The sequence below is a fragment of the Paenibacillus agri genome, assembly GCF_013359945.1.
GTDB lineage: Bacteria > Bacillota > Bacilli > Paenibacillales > Paenibacillaceae > Paenibacillus_AQ > Paenibacillus_AQ agri.
The window spans coordinates 72,025-88,552 of the sequence record NZ_JABWCS010000219.1 but is presented as its reverse complement, the minus strand read 5'-3'; the positions used below and the strand labels follow the sequence as shown (position 1 = coordinate 88,552).

The following is a 16,528-nucleotide window of genomic DNA, read 5'->3' as shown; positions in this document are numbered from 1 at the left end:
GCACGCCACAAGCTGTGCCTGATGCATCGGCACAGCCATACAACACAGCAGGCCAGCCTCCCGCGTTCGGAGGCTGGCCTGCTTGTGCAGCTGCAAAGCTATCTTGCTGCGCAGATGCGCTTGTGACCGCTACATCTCGCTACGCAGATGCGCTTGTGACCGCTACATCTCGCTGGGCAGATGCGTTTGTGACCGCTACATCTTGCTGCGCAGATGCGCTTGTGACCGCTACATCTCGCTGCGCAGATGCGCTTGTGACCGCTATATCTCGCTGCGCAGATGCGCTTGTGACCACTACATCTCGCTGCGCAGATGCGCTTGTGACCGCTATATCTTGCTGCGCAGATGCGCTTGTGACCGCTACATCTCGCTGCGCAGATGCGCTTTCTTGCTGCTACCGCGCCATCTGCTTCAACTTTCAGCAGATCGCTTGCAGCAGGTCCGCCTCACTGCCACAGTCCGCAGCAGTGAGATCGTAACTCAGCCTTACAAGGCCCAAGGCTGAGTCTCTGAAGTCACAGCTGTGCCTGTGGCGACAGCCTGATCCAGCAGCAGGGACAAGTAATGATCCTGGCTGCCTTCGGCCAGGCTGTAGAAGGATGGGCCGCCCCGCACATAGTGTGCCATCCGGGACAGACTCTCCGCAATTGCGATTTCGTCGTCCGTCAGGCGGGCCGGGATAAAGGGATTGCGGTAGAGCCATTCTCCGTCCGCGATAATTCCTTTAAGGTAGAAGCCTTCCAGGTTTCCGCCATGTCCGGCATCCATGCGACGCAAGTTTGTGTACACCGGATTGTCAAAGCTCTCTAGCCAAGCGACGTCATGATTGACAATCTCCCCGCGGTCACCCCGAACAAGAATCCGGTTGCTGCGGATCCAGGAGAAATATTGCTCACCCGTGAAATCGAACAGTCCCAGCTTGTCCCCGAAATCGAAGAAAGCAATCTTCTGATCCGCTTCCACTGTCTCTTCCGCTGCCGGCGGGCCACTACGTTGCGGTCCGTTGATAATCGGGGAACGGAATTCCCGGCCGCTGATGGTCACATTTTGAAAATCGATACCGAGTAACTGCCGCATCAGGCTGATCCCGTGGTAGCCATGTGCCGCCGAGATCTGAGCTTGACTGATCTCTCCCAGCCGGCCGGATCGGGCCAGCGCAATTCTGGCGGCATGCATCGGTTGGAACAGATATTGCTCGGCAACCTGGATTTTGGCCGCAGCCCCGCCTACTGTCTCCCAAAGTGAGATCAGTCCCTCCAAATCTGAGGCGGGCGGTGTTTCCGTCAGCACAGGAATCTGTGCTGCAGCAAGTTTTGCTATAAATGACGGACTGACCTCCCGGCTCAGAGAAACTACCGCGAAGGAATAACCTCCTGCCGCGATGAACTGCTCCAAATCCGAATATACAGTCACGCCCCAAGCTCTGCTCAGGTCTTCAGCCTTGTCCGGATTCCGCACGTACATCGCACCAACCGAGAAATGTTCCGGTAGCGCTTTCGCAATCCGCAAGAAAAACTCGGCCCGCCAGCCGCCGCCAACCAATCCAAATACAACCTTATCCATGTTCTCCACCTCTTCCTGTATTGTCCGCTCCACCACGCCGCTCAATCAGATATTCCCAGCGCAGCTCTTCGTATTGATTCTCAAGCATCTCCCTTTCCTTACGCTCCACTGCTTCGCGCTTCCCGGCCTCTTCCCCACTCTCTTCATCTTCCTCAATTCTCCAGAGATCAGTGAAAAGATAGTCCCTAATCTCTACAATTTTACCGTCCTGGCGTCCACCCTTCCAGAACAATCCTCCGGAGGAACGCCGTAGAGTTCGTCCATCCGGCGTCACAGCTTTCTGGCCGATCCGGATGGCCATCAGCATTTGCCCCAAAGTATACCATTCCATGGTCCTATGTCTCCCTAAATTAAGATTGAAATCGTCACAGCAGAACGCTATAATCAGGACAAACGTCCCATTTTATTACATAATATTTAAATTTATGACAGGAGATATGCCTATGGACTGGCTTTATGCTTATGAGGAAGAGCTTCGCTTGGTGTTTGAAGATAGCAGGCGTACCATCTCTGCATTTCCAGAGCCACTGCAAGGTCAGGGCATGTCCTACCTTGACCATTTTAACGTATTTACGGCTGGGAGTCACAAGAACTATATCTGTTATCTGCTCCCATTCTGGCTGCGGGACGGCTACGGCCTGCCGGCTGAGGTCACCCGTCAGATGTCACGGGGCAATGTGCTCCTCATGCTCTACTTCTTTATTCAGGATGATCTAATGGACAGTCATGAATCCTTTGCCCATTCACATTTGCCACTGGCTAATTTATTCTATGTAGAATTCCTCAAGATTTACCGGCAGCTATTCCCTTCAGATTCCCCCTTCTGGTCGTTCTTCAGTCGCTATATTACCGAATGGGCCGACAGTGTCAGCAATGAACACACAGGCGATTACTTCAACAACAACCGGGTGAAAATCTCCCATAAAGCAAGCCCACTTAAGCTCAGTAGCACCGCCGTCTTGCTTCTGACCGGCCATGAAGAAGTCGTGCCTTCTGCCGAGGCGATGATGGATGATGTATTGCTCACCTTGCAGATGCTGGATGACTACGAAGATTGGGAAGAAGATTGGAAATCGGGCAGCTACAACACGTTGCTCTCCCTCGCGAATAGCCACCGGCAGGAAGCACAAAGCGAACTTACCCTCGGGGAGATTAGGGACTTCATTTTCACGACAGGGGGAATGGAACATTTCGCTGACATCGCAAGAGCCACCAACGACGGACTTTCAGCCTATGCTCTAAACGCTCCTCATTTGTATAGCTTTCATCAGTTGTTATCAGAAAATTTAGATCATATTTCTGTTGCAATCGAGGAGGAAAAACGTCTTTTACAAGGCGGAGGACTCTCTTACTGGCTCTCCAAAAATATGACAGATATGCATAAATAGTAATAGAAACAGAGTAGGCCTTATGCTATACTAATGAGGAAAATATAACCATTTTGGGAGGGTGATTATTTTGTCAGAAGCGATTCTTAGAAATCAAGTGATTCAAAAGGCATGGGAAGATCCGAGTTTCAAACAAAGACTGCTCAGCGATCCGAAGTCAGCCATCCAAGAAGCTCTGGGCATCATCATTCCCGACAGTGTTACATTAAAGGCAGTAGAGGAAGACTCCAATGAATTCTATCTTGTCATTCCTCCAAGTCCGGCTTCCGGCGCCTTGAAAACCGACGTTAAGCCACTGGGTTCCTGGTAATACATCGAGATCAACTTCATAAGGAGCGGGAAGCATCCGGACGTTCTGCCAACGGCAGTGTCGTAATGGATTCGGTTCCCGCTCCTTTTTTGCTGGAGAATACAATTTCCCCCTGCATGGCCTCAATAATACGGAAGGTCACCATCAGCCCAAGTCCGGTCCCCTTCGTCTTGTTAGAGAAATACGGCTCCCCCAACCGGTTCAGCACTTCAGGCTCCATCCCTTCTCCGTTGTCTCTTATATGAATGTGCACCTTGTTGCCTTCACCGTATGCCATGATCTCGATGTGACCGTCCTCACCCATGGCCTCGATGCTGTTCTTGATAATATTGATAAAGGCCTGCTTGAATTTAGAGGAATTCCCCTTCACCCACAGCTCACCTCTTACATTCAGATCCATCTTCCCGTTACTCAAATGGCATAGCGGCAGCATAATACTCTCGATATGATGAAATTCCTCGTTCATATTCAGTACACTGATCTGTTCGAATTCCGGCTTTGCAAAGGTCAGGAAGTCAGTAATGATATTAGATGCCCGGTCCAGCTCACTGATGGCCATATTCAAATATTTCTTCTCTGCCCCATGTGATTTCCCGCCAAGAAGCTGCAGAAATCCTCTTGTTACCTGAAGCGGGTTGCGCACCTCGTGTGCCACAGAAGCCGCCAGTTCACTGATGATCTCTAGTTTCTCCGAGCGCTGCAGTTCATTGTTGAACAATTCAAGCTCCCGTGAATACTTGATTACCATCTGGTGGTTCAGCATCAAGCGGCGACCTAAAATAACAATGAGAGACATGATGAATACGACTAACGCCCATTTCCAATAAACTAAGTCATAGTCTCCCTTGCGGACATAGTACCAGATCAGCTCCACTGCCCCGGTTAGCGCAGCTGTACCGAAGCCGATGGCAAAAATAATAGCTTCCTTATTGCCCTTGACCGAAAAAATGATGACACAGGCAATGAGCAGGATGAACTGAACGATGAGGATAAGTCCCACAATATTCGTGGAAATAAAATAATAGAACTCCACAAAGCGATTCCCGGATAACCCGTTAATCACTAGCCAAGCCAGACAAAATAGAGAGTAGGCGACCTGGAACTTGCGGAACCGCCGAATTACCGCACACTTGCCGCTTCCGAAGATTCTCTCGAACAGGAAGGTCAAGGAAGGGAGCAGTGATAGGAGCGCTATATCCAGCATGACGATACTTACATTGCCAAGATAGCTATAAAAGGTATAGATAAACGGAGAATAGGTAATGGATAGCACACCTGTGGAGAAGATAACGATGGCCAGGGCCACGATACTGGAGAAATATGCCTGGTTCAGATAAAACACACATACAAAAAGAACTAAAGCTACAAAAATAAAGGCGCTGCCCAAAATGACATCCATCAGTCCGCTCTTGACATAATTGTTGATCAATTCGCTATGCTCGCCAATGACCACTTTATCCTTGATGCCGATTCGGTCCTGCAGCGTTTCCGTCCATATATATAACATTTTCCCGCTGTCTCCGCTATCCAGCGGTAGAAGCAAAGAATAGTTATCCTTGATAAACGAGCGGTCCCCTTCAAAAATTAGTCGGTTATCCACGAACACTTTGACATGCAGCGCATACAGAGTCTTAATGTACAGCGAAGGAGAGGTGAAATGTAATTCTGGAATAATCATACGGCTCCATGCAGCAGAAATACCTGGGGGCAGGTCCATACGGCCCTGACTACCATCCACGGTTGTCCAGGCTTGCCCGTCCGCGATTTCCGAAGGCATTTCTGTCCCCGGGGCCGGAGCTTGCGGACGACTCGCCCATTCCATCTGCCACTTGGTCAGCTCATACGTTGTTCCGGAATTCGTCGCAGATGCCACCAGAGAACTGTTCAACATCAGAAGAAGGAAAAGTGCCGCTGTTATATGAAGACTTTTCACAAAGACTCGCATTCAAGCACCTCGCGGGGAATATTGAGAGACTCATTTATGTTCTTACCTTCTATTTCGCGCAAGCGGCCGCCCAATCCTTTAAATACGGAATAAAATCTATTCCGGGTCGACCGCTGGAAATTTGATAATGACCTCTGTGCCCTCGCCCTTCTTGCTCTGGAACTCCAAAGTGCCCTGCATCGCCTCAACGATACGGAACGTTACCATAAGCCCAAGTCCCGTCCCTTTGGTCTTGTTTGAATAGTACGGCTCGCCCAGGCGAGACAGCTCACTGACCTTCATTCCTTCCCCATTGTCCTTCACACTAATCAGAATCTGATCCCCTGATCTCCAGGAGGTGATGACAATCATCCCCTCTTCGCGCAAAGCTTCAATGCTGTTCTTGATGATGTTGATAAAGGCCTGTTTGAATTTGGAAGAACTGCCGAGCACATAGAGGCAAGGCTGTAACTTCAGCTCAATCTCCCCGCCCTGCATGTGGGCCAGCGGAAGCAGAATACCTGACACATGTCTGAGCTCTGCGGAAACATCAAGCTGGACTACCGTCTCCATACCTGGCTTTGCGAAGGTGAGGAAGTCCGTAATAATTAGCGAGGCACGGTCCAGCTCAGCCACCGCCATTTGCAGATATTCCTTCTCCTTCTTACCGGAGCGTTCCCCTAGGATCTGTAGAAAACCTCTAGTCACCTGTAGCGGGTTGCGCACTTCATGTGCCACCGATGCAGCTAATTCACTGATAATCTCCATTTTCTCAGAACGCTGGAGATCGTTATTGAACATCTCGAGCTCGCGTGAATATTCCACCACTTGCTCATGGTTTCTGGCGAATCCTCTGCCCAGGATCACGATCAGTGAGATAATGAATACCACCAGACCCCATTTCCACCAGTAGAAGTGATATCTCTGATTGGTGGCAAAGAATAGAGATAACTCTGTCAACGACAGTAGGGCAAAGACGGCAAAGCCTATAGTGAAAATAATGGCATCCGAATTGCCGCGATAGGCATAGATAGCCGCCAGGGTTAGTAAAAAGACAAACTGGATAATCATCAGAATCCCGACAACACTGACCGTCATGAACCGATAGATATCGTCCAAGCGATAAGATGTGGCCGCATTCAATATCCAGAGCGACAGACTGAATAAGGAATAGCCTATCTGGAATTTCCGGAAGGGAACAATAAACCTGTTCTTACTGCTGTCGAATATTCGCTCAAAGTAAAGAGTAAAAGTCGGAAGCAATGTAAACAATGCCAGATCAAACAGCAACTCTGTTAGCCGGCCCTGACTTCTTAATACAAGTGGCAGGAGCGGTGAATACACCACGACCAAAATTCCGCATGATAAAATAATCAGCATCAGCAATAAAGCGCTGGAGAACGGCTCCTTCTTGAGAAACAGGGAACACACGATCAAGATGGACGCCATAAAAATAAGCGCCGTACCAATGACAATATCCATAAAGTCCTGTTTGATATAGTAATCCAGCAGTTTCCCGTAGTTGCCCACCAGAATGCGGCCCTCAATGCCAGGTCCTTTGCTCCCGCCTCCGCTACTCCACAAATATAGCTGTCCTCCAGAGGTCTCTTCACTTAGAGGAATCAGAATTTTATTCCCGCTGAAACTGTTCTTTCCTTGCAGATCATAAACAAGCTTATTATTCAGGAAGGCCTTAATATCCTCTCCGAATACTTTATCAATTAGCAGTGCTGAATTCTCTGTCAGCCGCGGGACTGTCACCCGCAACCATGCTGCATGTGCTCCCTCCGGGGCCACTGGCATTGGTCTTTGTTCGATTACTTCTATCCATTCATCACCCTTGGATGCCGCCGCTTTCATGGCATCGGGTGCAGTTGTATTCTCCCATTTCAGTTCCCAGCTGGGCAATGCTCTGCCTGATGGCCCTCCCCATTCCAAGGCTACCCCAATAGGAACGATGGCCGTCAGTAGTAACAGCACAAGAACTACCGCCGCTGTTTTTTGTAGTGGCAACTTCATCTCGGCACCTCAGTAAGTCGATAGTTGTATGTATAGTATGTACGCTTCTTAATTTCGACAGCCTTCGAGCTATCCCTCCCTCTATCTGCAAATAACCTCGAAATTAGACGATTTCACCCCAAATCTGGTTAATGCCGGGCCGGAATGAATATATTATGGATAGGGCCTGTCCACCTGTCAAACGATTCGCGCCCGCATATAAGGGTAAAGAATATACACTGGTATTTCACACCATATTTAGGGAGCTGAGATGCATGGGCAATGAATTCAATAAGACAGAAGCCGATTTCGCTTACGAACGATATCGTTCAAGCCGCGATACCTCTCCTGAAGAGGAGATTCCTACAGACGTTATTCGTCCCGTTGGAACAATAACCACGCGGGGCAACAGCGGAGAGCCTACCCCAAAAGACCGGGTCCCGCTGGAATCAGCGCTTGCCATCCACAGGCGCGTCGGAGCCATCCCCGTAGATTTTGACGGGGTTATCGATGAAGGATCGGACCCGGTATTGGTCGGGGATGAATATTTGGCCGCAGATATTGGCCTGAACGTTCAGGAGCCGGAACTTCGCCAACGAGAAAGTCGCGAGCGTCCGATTCTAGCCTCTCCAGCACCAAAGCGGGATGATCTGCTTGAATCTGACGCTGTGTTGGCGGCCGACGCAGCGGGCCTGACCGGAACAACCATTGATTATGCAGATGAGAACGAGACTTCAGCAGAGATCGACTACGACGAAGAGGAACCGCTGGAGGACATCCCGGATGCAGATGATCTAGAAGCGGGAACTCCCGTCGACCCTGTCTCTCCCCCAATTGATGCCATGCCGGGAATCGATGTATTGAATGGTTCACAGGGAGAAGAAGACTAACCATCAGAATCTCCATGAAAGTTAAACGCCGCCAGACTAACCGTCTTGGCGGCGTTTATAGGGTAGGCAGCCTGGTCCAGGTGCTTCAGCCAATTATTGCGATGAAGCGGAAGTGCCTGGATGACCAACCTCCGATAGCCTAGCCTCCAGTCTGCGCGATTTCACCAGCAGCGCTGCACCCAGCAGCATCAGCCCGTTAATAACAAATACCCAGCGGATTGGAATAAGTCCTCCCAACAGGCCGCCAACAATCGGGCCTGCCATTGTCGCAAGCTGGGAAGCAGATTGGTTCAGTCCGAACGCCCGGCCACGGAAGGACGACTCGGTCACCTGTACAATCATGGCGTTAATGGAAGGCAGCACTCCGGCGTAGAACAAGCCATAGGCAAAGCGCAGCAGGGCAAATTCCACATAACCCGAGACGAAAAACTGCAGGATGTTGCCGATCCCTCCGCCGATCAAGCCGATGAACAAGATGGCTCCAAAGCCCTTGCGGCTACCAATGCGCCCCCACTGCGGCGCCATCAGCACGGTAGCAATGCCGACCGCGGAGAAGACAATTCCGGAGCTGAGAGAGGCATGACTCTTAGCTACACCCATACTGAGCAGATAGATCGGGATGAGCGGTTCCAGAATCATCACGGAGAACGTACTGATTCCTCCCAAGACAAGCAGGGTGATGAACACACGGTTGCTCGCCGCTTCCCTGATGTCGTCCCGGACATGGGATCTTGGGGCAGAGCGGTCAATGCTCTGCTCATGGGCAAAAAAGGTAGCGGTCAGTGCTGAGACCAAAACCATCACTGCAGAGAACAGGAACGCGCTCCGGTTCCCGGAATAATAGCTCACCACACCGCCGATCAGCGGCCCAATGATACTTCCGGTTGCCCCTGCCGTAGACATTATGCTGAGGGCATAACCGGTCCGCTCTTCGGGCGTATTGGTTGCTACCATGGCAATGGCCGCAGGAATGAATCCCGCCAGCAGACCTTGAAGAATACGCACAAGCAGAAAGACGTATGGATCATGCACAAAATAATTAATCAGATACAGCGCGGCCAGGCTGAATCCTGAGCGAATCAGCATCGGCTTGCGACCGTATTTGTCAGCCAAAGAACCCCAGTACGGTGCGATCAGAGCACTGGCCAGAAATGTAATGCCGAAACTGATACCGGACCAGATCTCCAAATGGTTCGTTACCCCAAGCTCATCGGAGAGAAAAATAGAGAGGAACGGAATCGAGATCGAATATGCCGTACTGCAAAAGAAAACCCCTACCCAAAGCACGATCAGGTTCCGCTTCCACGAAAAGTTCATCAAGTACACGTCCTTTCAGCGTTTCCTTGGAAGCATCCTACTATTGTAAACCTCTTTGCAACAGGTGCCAATCCCCAGTACGGGACCAGCATTTTTTTGCATGCAGCGGGACAAAGAGGTTATTATAGGCTAAGACAATGATTTTTCAAGCTAAAGGAGCGAATAAAAAGGTGAAGTTGACAAGAAAGAATCCTGCCATCCTTCTGGTAATGCTGTCCCTGCTGCTTATTGTAGTATCCGGTTGTGGTGCGAAGCCAGCAGCCAATAATAGCAGTAGCGCTGCAGGCAATCAGACGGGGAATCAGACCAGCAATACCGCACAGGAAACGGCAGCACCACAGGAGACCACCACATCACAAAACAACGCCGAGGGCAGCGGACTTCCCTCTGACACTGCAAGCCATCCTGTAGTAACCATCGAAATGGCTGATGGCGGAATCATCAAGGCCGAGCTGTACCCTGAGGTTGCTCCTAACACCGTCAACAATTTTATCTCCCTGATCCAAAAGGGCTTTTATGACGGAACCATCTTCCACCGGGTCATTCCAGGCTTTATGATTCAGGGTGGCGACCCTGACGGCACCGGCATGGGTGGACCGGGTTACAGCATCGCTGGCGAATTCTCCGGCAATGGGTTCAACAACAACCTGCTACATACGGAAGGTGTCCTGTCGATGGCCAGATCGCAAGATCCCAATTCCGCAGGCTCCCAGTTCTTCATCATGACAGCTGATGCTCCACATCTTGATGGAAGCTACGCTGCATTCGGCAAGGTCACAGAAGGTCTTGAAGTGGTAGATGCCATCGTGAATTTGCCCCGCGACAGCTCTGATCGGCCAGAACATCCACCGGTCATGAAAAAGGTAACTGTCGATACCCTTGGCGTCACGTATCCGGAACCACAAAAAGTACAGTAGTACCATTAAATCAACAAAAACCCGGCAGAACGTTAGCGGTAAGATTTACCGTGAGCGCTGCCGGGTTTCTTATTATTTATGAGACCTGTAATCTACCAATATCTCATCAATGAATAACGATTCAATCTTTGATACAATTTTATAATTGATATCAATAGGAGGAATCTCGTGAAGAGCATATTCAGTAGATTCATATTTGCCGCCATCGTTATCATTTACGCAACAAGCTCCTGGAGTCAGCCTATGTTGGCGGATAAACTGCCGCCTTTTGAAGATATAAGCACCAGCTATGCTAAAGACGAAATTATCGATTTATATAATAAAAAGATTATTACAGGAACCTCATTAACGAATTTTTCACCGGCAGAGTCTATTACTAGAGCCGAATTTATAACGATCCTGGAACGTTTGCTAAAGCTTGATCCTGTGGCCAGTCCAGTAACATCCTTTAGAGATGTAGCGAAAAACGCATGGTATTACGGCTCTATCCAAACTGCTGTGCAGTTGAACTTGGCAACTGGAACCTCACCGACTACTTTTGCTCCTAAACAAGCAGTGACAAGACAAGAGGCCGCTGTCTGGATGGCAAAAGCCTTGAAACAAACCAATGTGAATTCTAGTAATCTGACAACCTACAAGGATGGTAATCATATCGCTGCTTGGGCTAGCGGTTCTGTTGCTGCCGTTAGTAAGCTAGGATTAATGAAAGGCGATGAAACCGGATATTTCCGGCCTACGGAAGCCATAACCCGGCAGGAAGCCGCTGTACTGATGTATCGGGTGTTACAAAATAAAAACTGGGCTGCTGCACTTGAGCGTGCACCAAACGAAGGAATCGTCATCGGTTGGCAGTATGGATCCACTGCAGAATATGAGCGTGATATCCTAAAATCCGATGTGAACACCTTGTCTCCACGTTGGTATTTTGCAGGGAAGGACGGGGTCGTATCGGATTTAACGGAAACCTCACTGATTTCGTGGGCAAAGGGTAACCATAAAAAGATTTGGGCAATGGCCGGTAATCGATCCGATCAAGAAGCTACGCATCAACTGTTGTCCAGCACTACTGCCAGAAATACAGCCATTACGCAATTAGTAGCTATGGTGAGTAAATATGGCCTTGATGGGCTTAATATTGATTTTGAAAATGTAGATGGTGCTGATCGGCGGTATTTCACTGAATTCATTACATTATTGGCGGAGAAGCTGCATACCGTGGGGGCTACACTGTCTATAGATGTATCACCTGATCTTGGAACTGATTGGACTGAGGCATTCGATTATGCTGCTCTTGGCAAACAAGCCGATTATGTTGTCATCATGGGGTACGATGAGCATTACGAAAGCAGTCTCTATCCTGGCTCTAATGCTTCGCTTCCCTATATTACAAACGCAATAGATACTCTACTGAAGGTCGTCTCTAGTAAAAAGGTCATCTTAGCGATGCCATTCTATAATCGGGACTGGACGCTCCTGCCAAATGGAACAGTGTCCTCATCACAATATATAACGTTTCCTGAGCAGAACCAGCGGATCAGCATCTATTCCATGCGACCGGTGTGGAATGATGCCTTGGGCCAATATGTTGCTAGCTACACGAAAAATGCTATTAAACACACAATTTGGTTGGAAGACGGGCGCTCTTTAATTGCCAAATATAACGTTGTCGCTAATAAAAAATTAGCTGGTGTCGCCTATTGGTACATTGGCGGAGAAAGTCCAGATATTTGGACGAGCCTGAGGAATGCCGAGAAATATTATGGTTATGCTTTCTAAAGATGTGGAATTCAGAGGACAGTTAGGGATATGACTGGATTGTGCCGCCACGGATCGGGGGGGTCTTCCAACCACTGTTAAAGCCTGATTTCTGAATTGAAAGTCTCTACAAAACAACTTCATCAACACAACCGACCCAATCGGTTCAAGATATCGTATGGAGCTAACATTGAGTGCTCGCGGATGAGACCTAACATTGGAGTGCTCGCGGTTGTGACCTAACATTGGAGTGCTCGTGGTTGTGACCTAACATTGGAGTGCTCGCGGTTGTGACCTAACATTGGAGTGCTCGTGGTTGGGGAGCTCCCATATAGGAGCTAACGGACCGTATCGTCGTTATTTTCGCATAAAACTTCTTTTTAAGCAGCTAGCGGACTCAGGTGACGTTATTTCCTCCCAAGTAGCGGATCTTGGGCAGGATTTCTGCCCATAGGGTCTCTGGAGTCCGTTATCTTCATGAAAGATTGAATAGATAGACAATAAAGCCTCTGGGGTCCGTTACTTGGCGGCAACACGAAGCAAGCAGAGATTTTGAAGGTAGTTACAGAAAAAACAAACAAAATCCGCAATCATCAGCAATTGGAATAATGCCCCCTTCGCGCAGCATCCACTCTAAACTCTCACACCGATCCCCGTACTAGATATGAAGGGGCTCCCAATCAGCCATTTCATGGCGCTTGAGACCCCCTCTATTTTCAAAGCAGTAATTCGATTATTTACAAGGAAAATGATTACCTTGCCGACAGATTTCTTCTGCTGAGGGTGTGATGCCCGTTCTGCAGGAATGTGCTGCGGGTATTTTTGAGAGACGCTATCCGCTCCTCTGCAAGCCGGTCGGCTGCAGCGTAAGTTGGAATTCCATGGTGCCGCGAAATCTCCAGCACTTTGGTAATGTTGTCGTAGATTTTTGCAACCTGCTGATAGGCACGTTCCCGGTTATACCCGTTCAATTCATCAGCAATGTTAATAACACCGCCAGCATTGATCACATAATCCGGTGCATACACAATGCCCATCTCATGCAGCGCATCACCATGCCGCGCTTCCTTCAACTGATTATTCGCCGCACCAGCAATAACGCTGGCCTTGATCAGTGGCAGGGTCTCGTCATTCAGAGTCGCCCCCAATGCGCACGGCGCATAGATATCACACGCTACACCGATAATCTCATCAGGATCAACCGCCTTCGCACCGTAAGCTTCAACAGCACGGCTGACTGCCTCCTTGTTGATATCCGTCACGATCAACTGAACGCCTTCCTCATGCAGATGCTTGCACAGATTGAAAGCGACATTGCCAACACCTTGAACGGCAATCGTCTTGCCCTCCAGTGAATCCGTACCGAAAGCCGCCTTGGCTGCTGCCTTCATTCCCTGATAAACGCCAAATGCTGTGGCAGGCGAAGGGTTGCCCGAGGAACCGAAGGTTGGCGAGGTACCGGTGACATAATCCGTCTCCTGATAGATGATGTTCATGTCTTCTTCCGTTGTACCTACATCCTCAGCCGTGATGTAACGGCCGTTCAATCCTTGTATGTATCGCCCGAAAGCGCGGAACATGGCTTCACTTTTATCTTTTTTCGGATCGCCGATAATTACAGTCTTACCTCCGCCCAGATTCAATCCAGATACGGCATTCTTGTAGGTCATCCCTTTGGCAAGGCGAAGGGCGTCTATGACAGCTTCCTCTTCAGAAGCATACGTCCACATCCGTGTACCCCCTAGTGCTGGCCCGAGGGTAGTATCATGAATCGCAATTATCGCTTTCAGGCCTGATGCCTTATCTTGACAGAATAACAACTCCTCGTAGTCATCCCGTTCCATTGCTGCAAACCATTCCATGTCTTCAAGTCTCCTGTCTCTTGATCTAGTTGTTCCAAGCTACCCTAACAAAGCTAGTATAAGCGGAGAAAAATGTCAATGTGATACAACACGGCGATCATACCCAATAGTGGTGATGGGACCAAACCCTGTATTGTCAGGATCATAGAATTTTCCGAATGAAAAAACATGACTGCCTTTCACCGAGCCGTAGTCAAATTAAAAAACTCAAAAAAGCCGGCCGGATTTCACCGGTCGGCTGTTATTTATGTTTACAAGGTAGAATTATTTCTCCCCTTGGAATTCATTCCAATATGTCACTTGTTCGAGCGGCAATCTTGTGGTTGGCCGTCCTTCAGCAGCGGCTTTACCTAGCGCGATCAGCATTACGGGAACATAACGCTCCGGAATCTGGAACAGTTCACGGAAAGCAACAGGATCATATCCACCCATAGGAACAGTGTCATAGCCTTTAGCTTTTGCTGCCAGCATAAGCTGCATGGAGATCAGACCGCCGTCGATTAGGGCGATATTTCTGCGCCGTTCCGGACTGAAGCTGGAATAATTATTCCAGGTGTTGTTGACCATCGTTTCCTTGATTTCTGGCGTGATGAATCCCTCAGCCTGCGCCTTATCATAGATTGTATGCACATTGCGATAAGCCTCGGTATCACCCAGAACGGCGATTATAGCCGATGCATCCACAGCCTGCTGTTGATTATAAGCAATCGGCAGCAATTTTTCTTGCAACGACTGGTCGTTAATCACGATGAAGCGCCATGGCTGAAGATTGGAGGATGAAGGTGCCAAAATGGCCTCATTGAGAAGCTCCTCGATTTCCTTCTTGGAAATTTTCCAGGATGAGTCGTATTTACGCACGGAGCGCCGCTCGGAAATCACCTTCTTAAATTCCTGCCCTACCTTTAATTCTGTTGTCATCATAACGCCTCCTCTTCCTATCCTATTTCTGTGCCCTTAAATACACAGTTTATCACAAAAAAAATATCTCTGTGTCTTCCCCTGCTGCGCTTGAATCTATGTCATCAGATTTAACTGTAATTTTATATGCACAGTATAATTCAGGAAAAACGCCTTTGTCAACAATCGGTTTTGGCTGCCAAATCTGCAAGTGTATGTTGCTCCAACACCGCGACTACACTCTGGTCCATTTCATCCAGAATATCATCGCATGCCTCCTTCATTCGGTTGCCGAATTTAGAGTCGCATATGGTTTCACTCACAGCCTTATTGCGTGATTCGCCTACTTCTAGTGCCCTGTAAATCTCTGCCAGCGTAATATCTTCCGGAGCCTTGTTCAATATATATCCGCCGTCCCGGCCTTCTCTTGTCACAAGCAATTGATCGCGGACCAGACTGGCTAGAATGCGTCTTAATGCGGTAGCTTCCGAATCTAATAGCTCCGCCATTTCACAACTGGAGCAGGTCGTAGCTTTGCGGGCGAGAATAACCATGGCCTGAAGCGCCAATCCGAACGACTTGTACTGCAGAGATCCTGTATTTCTCGTCTTTGTCATGATGGCCCCTCTTTCTGATGTGATCTCTATTTATGCTCTAAGTATAGGCTTCAATCACTATTTTGGCAAAATAAAAGCTCTGCCGCTACCCAAAAGGGTACGGCAGAGCTCTATATCCATGCACATTGTTCTTGTATGGCTAAAGCTTCCTACAGCTTGGCAATCGCCTCTGTCAGCACAGGTACGATTTGCGATTTGCGGGAAACAACGCCCTTCAGAACAGCTTTATTGTCATCCAGCTTCACATTGTAAGCTTGTTCTACAGCACCAGCTACGCGGCCTAGAGCTAGCCCGATGGAATCGTTGTTCAGGATATCCGTAACCACGAACAGGAACAGATCGAGCCCCTTTTCGTCAATAATAGCGGTCAGTGCAGTTTCCAGCTCAGCTTGACGGGAAAGGACATCATTGGTGTCAACCGCATTCACTTGTGCGATTTCGACTTTATATTCACCCATCTTGAATTCCTTGGCATCCAGAGAGATCAGTTGGGCAATGCTCTTGTCGCTAAGGTCTGCGCCAGCCTTCAGCATGTCGAGGCCATAGCTTTCTGCATCCACACCGGCGATTTCAGCCAGCTCACGGGCTGCAGCTACATCTTCAGCCGTGCAAGTAGGAGATTTGAACAACAGGGAATCGGAAATAATGGCAGACAGCATCAGACCAGCAATTTCCTTTGGAATGGCAACACCGTTTTCTTTGTACAGCTTGTTGAGGATGGTCGCTGTACAACCCACTGGCTCTGCACGGTAGTAGAGCGGATGTGCAGTCTCAAAGTTGGCGATCCGGTGGTGGTCGATAACTTCGACAACGCGCACTTGATCGATATCGTTCGCGCTTTGCTGACGTTCGTTGTGGTCAACCAGAATAACCTGTTTAGCTTCGGTAGCAACATTCTCCACCAGACGAGGAGCCTGCACTCCGAAATGATCCAGCGCAAACTGGGTTTCGCCATTAACCTCTCCAAGACGAACCGGCTCAGCATCCCAGCCCAGTTCTTTCTTCAGTGCAGCATAGGCAATTGCCGAACAGATTGTATCCGTGTCCGGATTTTTGTGTCCAAAGACCAATGTTTTTTCCATTTCCAATC

The 16,528-nt window shown here is 49.0% G+C and carries 15 protein-coding genes; 6 read left to right on the top strand and 9 right to left on the bottom strand.

Annotated features, from left to right (window positions below; all coding sequences use genetic code 11):
- Nucleotides 1-14: 14 nt before the first annotated feature.
- A complete protein-coding gene (locus HPT30_RS24220; protein WP_175373878.1) occupies nucleotides 15-479 on the top strand; it encodes a hypothetical protein in 465 nt (154 codons plus the stop codon).
- A 7-nt stretch (nucleotides 480-486) separates the two neighbouring features.
- Here HPT30_RS24220 and HPT30_RS24215 read toward each other — a convergent pair whose 3' ends face one another.
- A complete protein-coding gene (locus HPT30_RS24215) occupies nucleotides 487-1,563 on the bottom strand; it encodes a Gfo/Idh/MocA family protein (RefSeq protein WP_175373877.1) in 1,077 nt (358 codons plus the stop codon).
- A complete protein-coding gene (locus tag HPT30_RS24210) occupies nucleotides 1,556-1,894 on the bottom strand; it encodes a hypothetical protein (RefSeq protein WP_175373876.1) in 339 nt (112 codons plus the stop codon). Before HPT30_RS24210 ends, HPT30_RS24215 begins: the two co-directional genes overlap by 8 nt.
- Nucleotides 1,895-2,006: 112 nt before the next feature.
- Between HPT30_RS24210 and HPT30_RS24205 the strand changes: the two genes are divergently transcribed.
- On the top strand, nucleotides 2,007-2,951 hold the full coding sequence (locus HPT30_RS24205) for a hypothetical protein (protein WP_175373875.1): 945 nt from the start codon (nucleotides 2,007-2,009) through the stop codon (nucleotides 2,949-2,951).
- 67 nt (nucleotides 2,952-3,018) lie between these two features.
- Complete coding sequence (locus HPT30_RS24200) at nucleotides 3,019-3,261, top strand: NHLP leader peptide family RiPP precursor (protein WP_175374044.1); 243 nt, start codon at nucleotides 3,019-3,021, stop codon at nucleotides 3,259-3,261.
- A gap of 16 nt (nucleotides 3,262-3,277) precedes the next feature.
- On the opposite strand, the gene HPT30_RS24195 is transcribed toward HPT30_RS24200, so the two are convergent.
- Both HPT30_RS24195 and HPT30_RS24190 read right to left on the bottom strand, forming a co-directional pair.
- Nucleotides 3,278-5,206, bottom strand: a complete 1,929-nt coding sequence (locus HPT30_RS24195; protein ID WP_175373874.1) for a sensor histidine kinase — start codon at nucleotides 5,204-5,206, stop codon at nucleotides 3,278-3,280.
- 96 nt (nucleotides 5,207-5,302) lie between these two features.
- Nucleotides 5,303-7,198, bottom strand: coding sequence for a sensor histidine kinase (locus HPT30_RS24190; RefSeq protein WP_175373873.1), 1,896 nt, complete (start codon nucleotides 7,196-7,198; stop codon nucleotides 5,303-5,305).
- A gap of 260 nt (nucleotides 7,199-7,458) precedes the next feature.
- Here HPT30_RS24190 and HPT30_RS24185 point away from each other — a divergent pair, with 260 nt between their 5' ends.
- Complete coding sequence (locus tag HPT30_RS24185) at nucleotides 7,459-8,073, top strand: hypothetical protein (protein WP_175373872.1); 615 nt, start codon at nucleotides 7,459-7,461, stop codon at nucleotides 8,071-8,073.
- Between the two features lie 93 nt (nucleotides 8,074-8,166).
- On the opposite strand, the gene HPT30_RS24180 is transcribed toward HPT30_RS24185, so the two are convergent.
- Nucleotides 8,167-9,390: an MFS transporter gene (locus tag HPT30_RS24180; protein ID WP_175373871.1), complete on the bottom strand. Its 1,224-nt coding sequence runs from the start codon at nucleotides 9,388-9,390 to the stop codon at nucleotides 8,167-8,169.
- A gap of 209 nt (nucleotides 9,391-9,599) precedes the next feature.
- On the opposite strand from HPT30_RS24180, the gene HPT30_RS24175 reads away from it, so the two are divergent.
- Both HPT30_RS24175 and HPT30_RS24170 read left to right on the top strand, forming a co-directional pair.
- A complete protein-coding gene (locus HPT30_RS24175) occupies nucleotides 9,600-10,307 on the top strand; it encodes a peptidylprolyl isomerase (RefSeq protein WP_246317426.1) in 708 nt (235 codons plus the stop codon).
- Nucleotides 10,308-10,475: 168 nt separating this feature from the next.
- Complete coding sequence (locus HPT30_RS24170; protein ID WP_175373869.1) at nucleotides 10,476-12,083, top strand: S-layer homology domain-containing protein; 1,608 nt, start codon at nucleotides 10,476-10,478, stop codon at nucleotides 12,081-12,083.
- Nucleotides 12,084-12,814: 731 nt separating this feature from the next.
- On the opposite strand, the gene HPT30_RS24165 is transcribed toward HPT30_RS24170, so the two are convergent.
- The 4 genes from HPT30_RS24165 to HPT30_RS24150 all read right to left on the bottom strand — a co-directional run bounded on the left by HPT30_RS24165 (nucleotide 12,815) and on the right by HPT30_RS24150 (nucleotide 16,520).
- Nucleotides 12,815-13,924 carry a Glu/Leu/Phe/Val family dehydrogenase gene (locus HPT30_RS24165; RefSeq protein WP_175373868.1) on the bottom strand — a complete coding sequence of 370 codons (1,110 nt, stop codon included), beginning with the start codon at nucleotides 13,922-13,924 and terminating at the stop codon, nucleotides 12,815-12,817.
- A gap of 264 nt (nucleotides 13,925-14,188) precedes the next feature.
- Nucleotides 14,189-14,842, bottom strand: coding sequence for a nitroreductase family protein (locus HPT30_RS24160; protein ID WP_175374043.1), 654 nt, complete (start codon nucleotides 14,840-14,842; stop codon nucleotides 14,189-14,191).
- 158 nt (nucleotides 14,843-15,000) lie between these two features.
- Entirely contained in the window at nucleotides 15,001-15,438 is a 438-nt protein-coding gene (locus HPT30_RS24155) for an RrF2 family transcriptional regulator (protein WP_175373867.1), read from the bottom strand.
- Nucleotides 15,439-15,587: 149 nt separating this feature from the next.
- Nucleotides 15,588-16,520, bottom strand: coding sequence for a manganese-dependent inorganic pyrophosphatase (locus HPT30_RS24150; protein WP_175373866.1), 933 nt, complete (start codon nucleotides 16,518-16,520; stop codon nucleotides 15,588-15,590).
- Nucleotides 16,521-16,528: the final 8 nt, after the last annotated feature.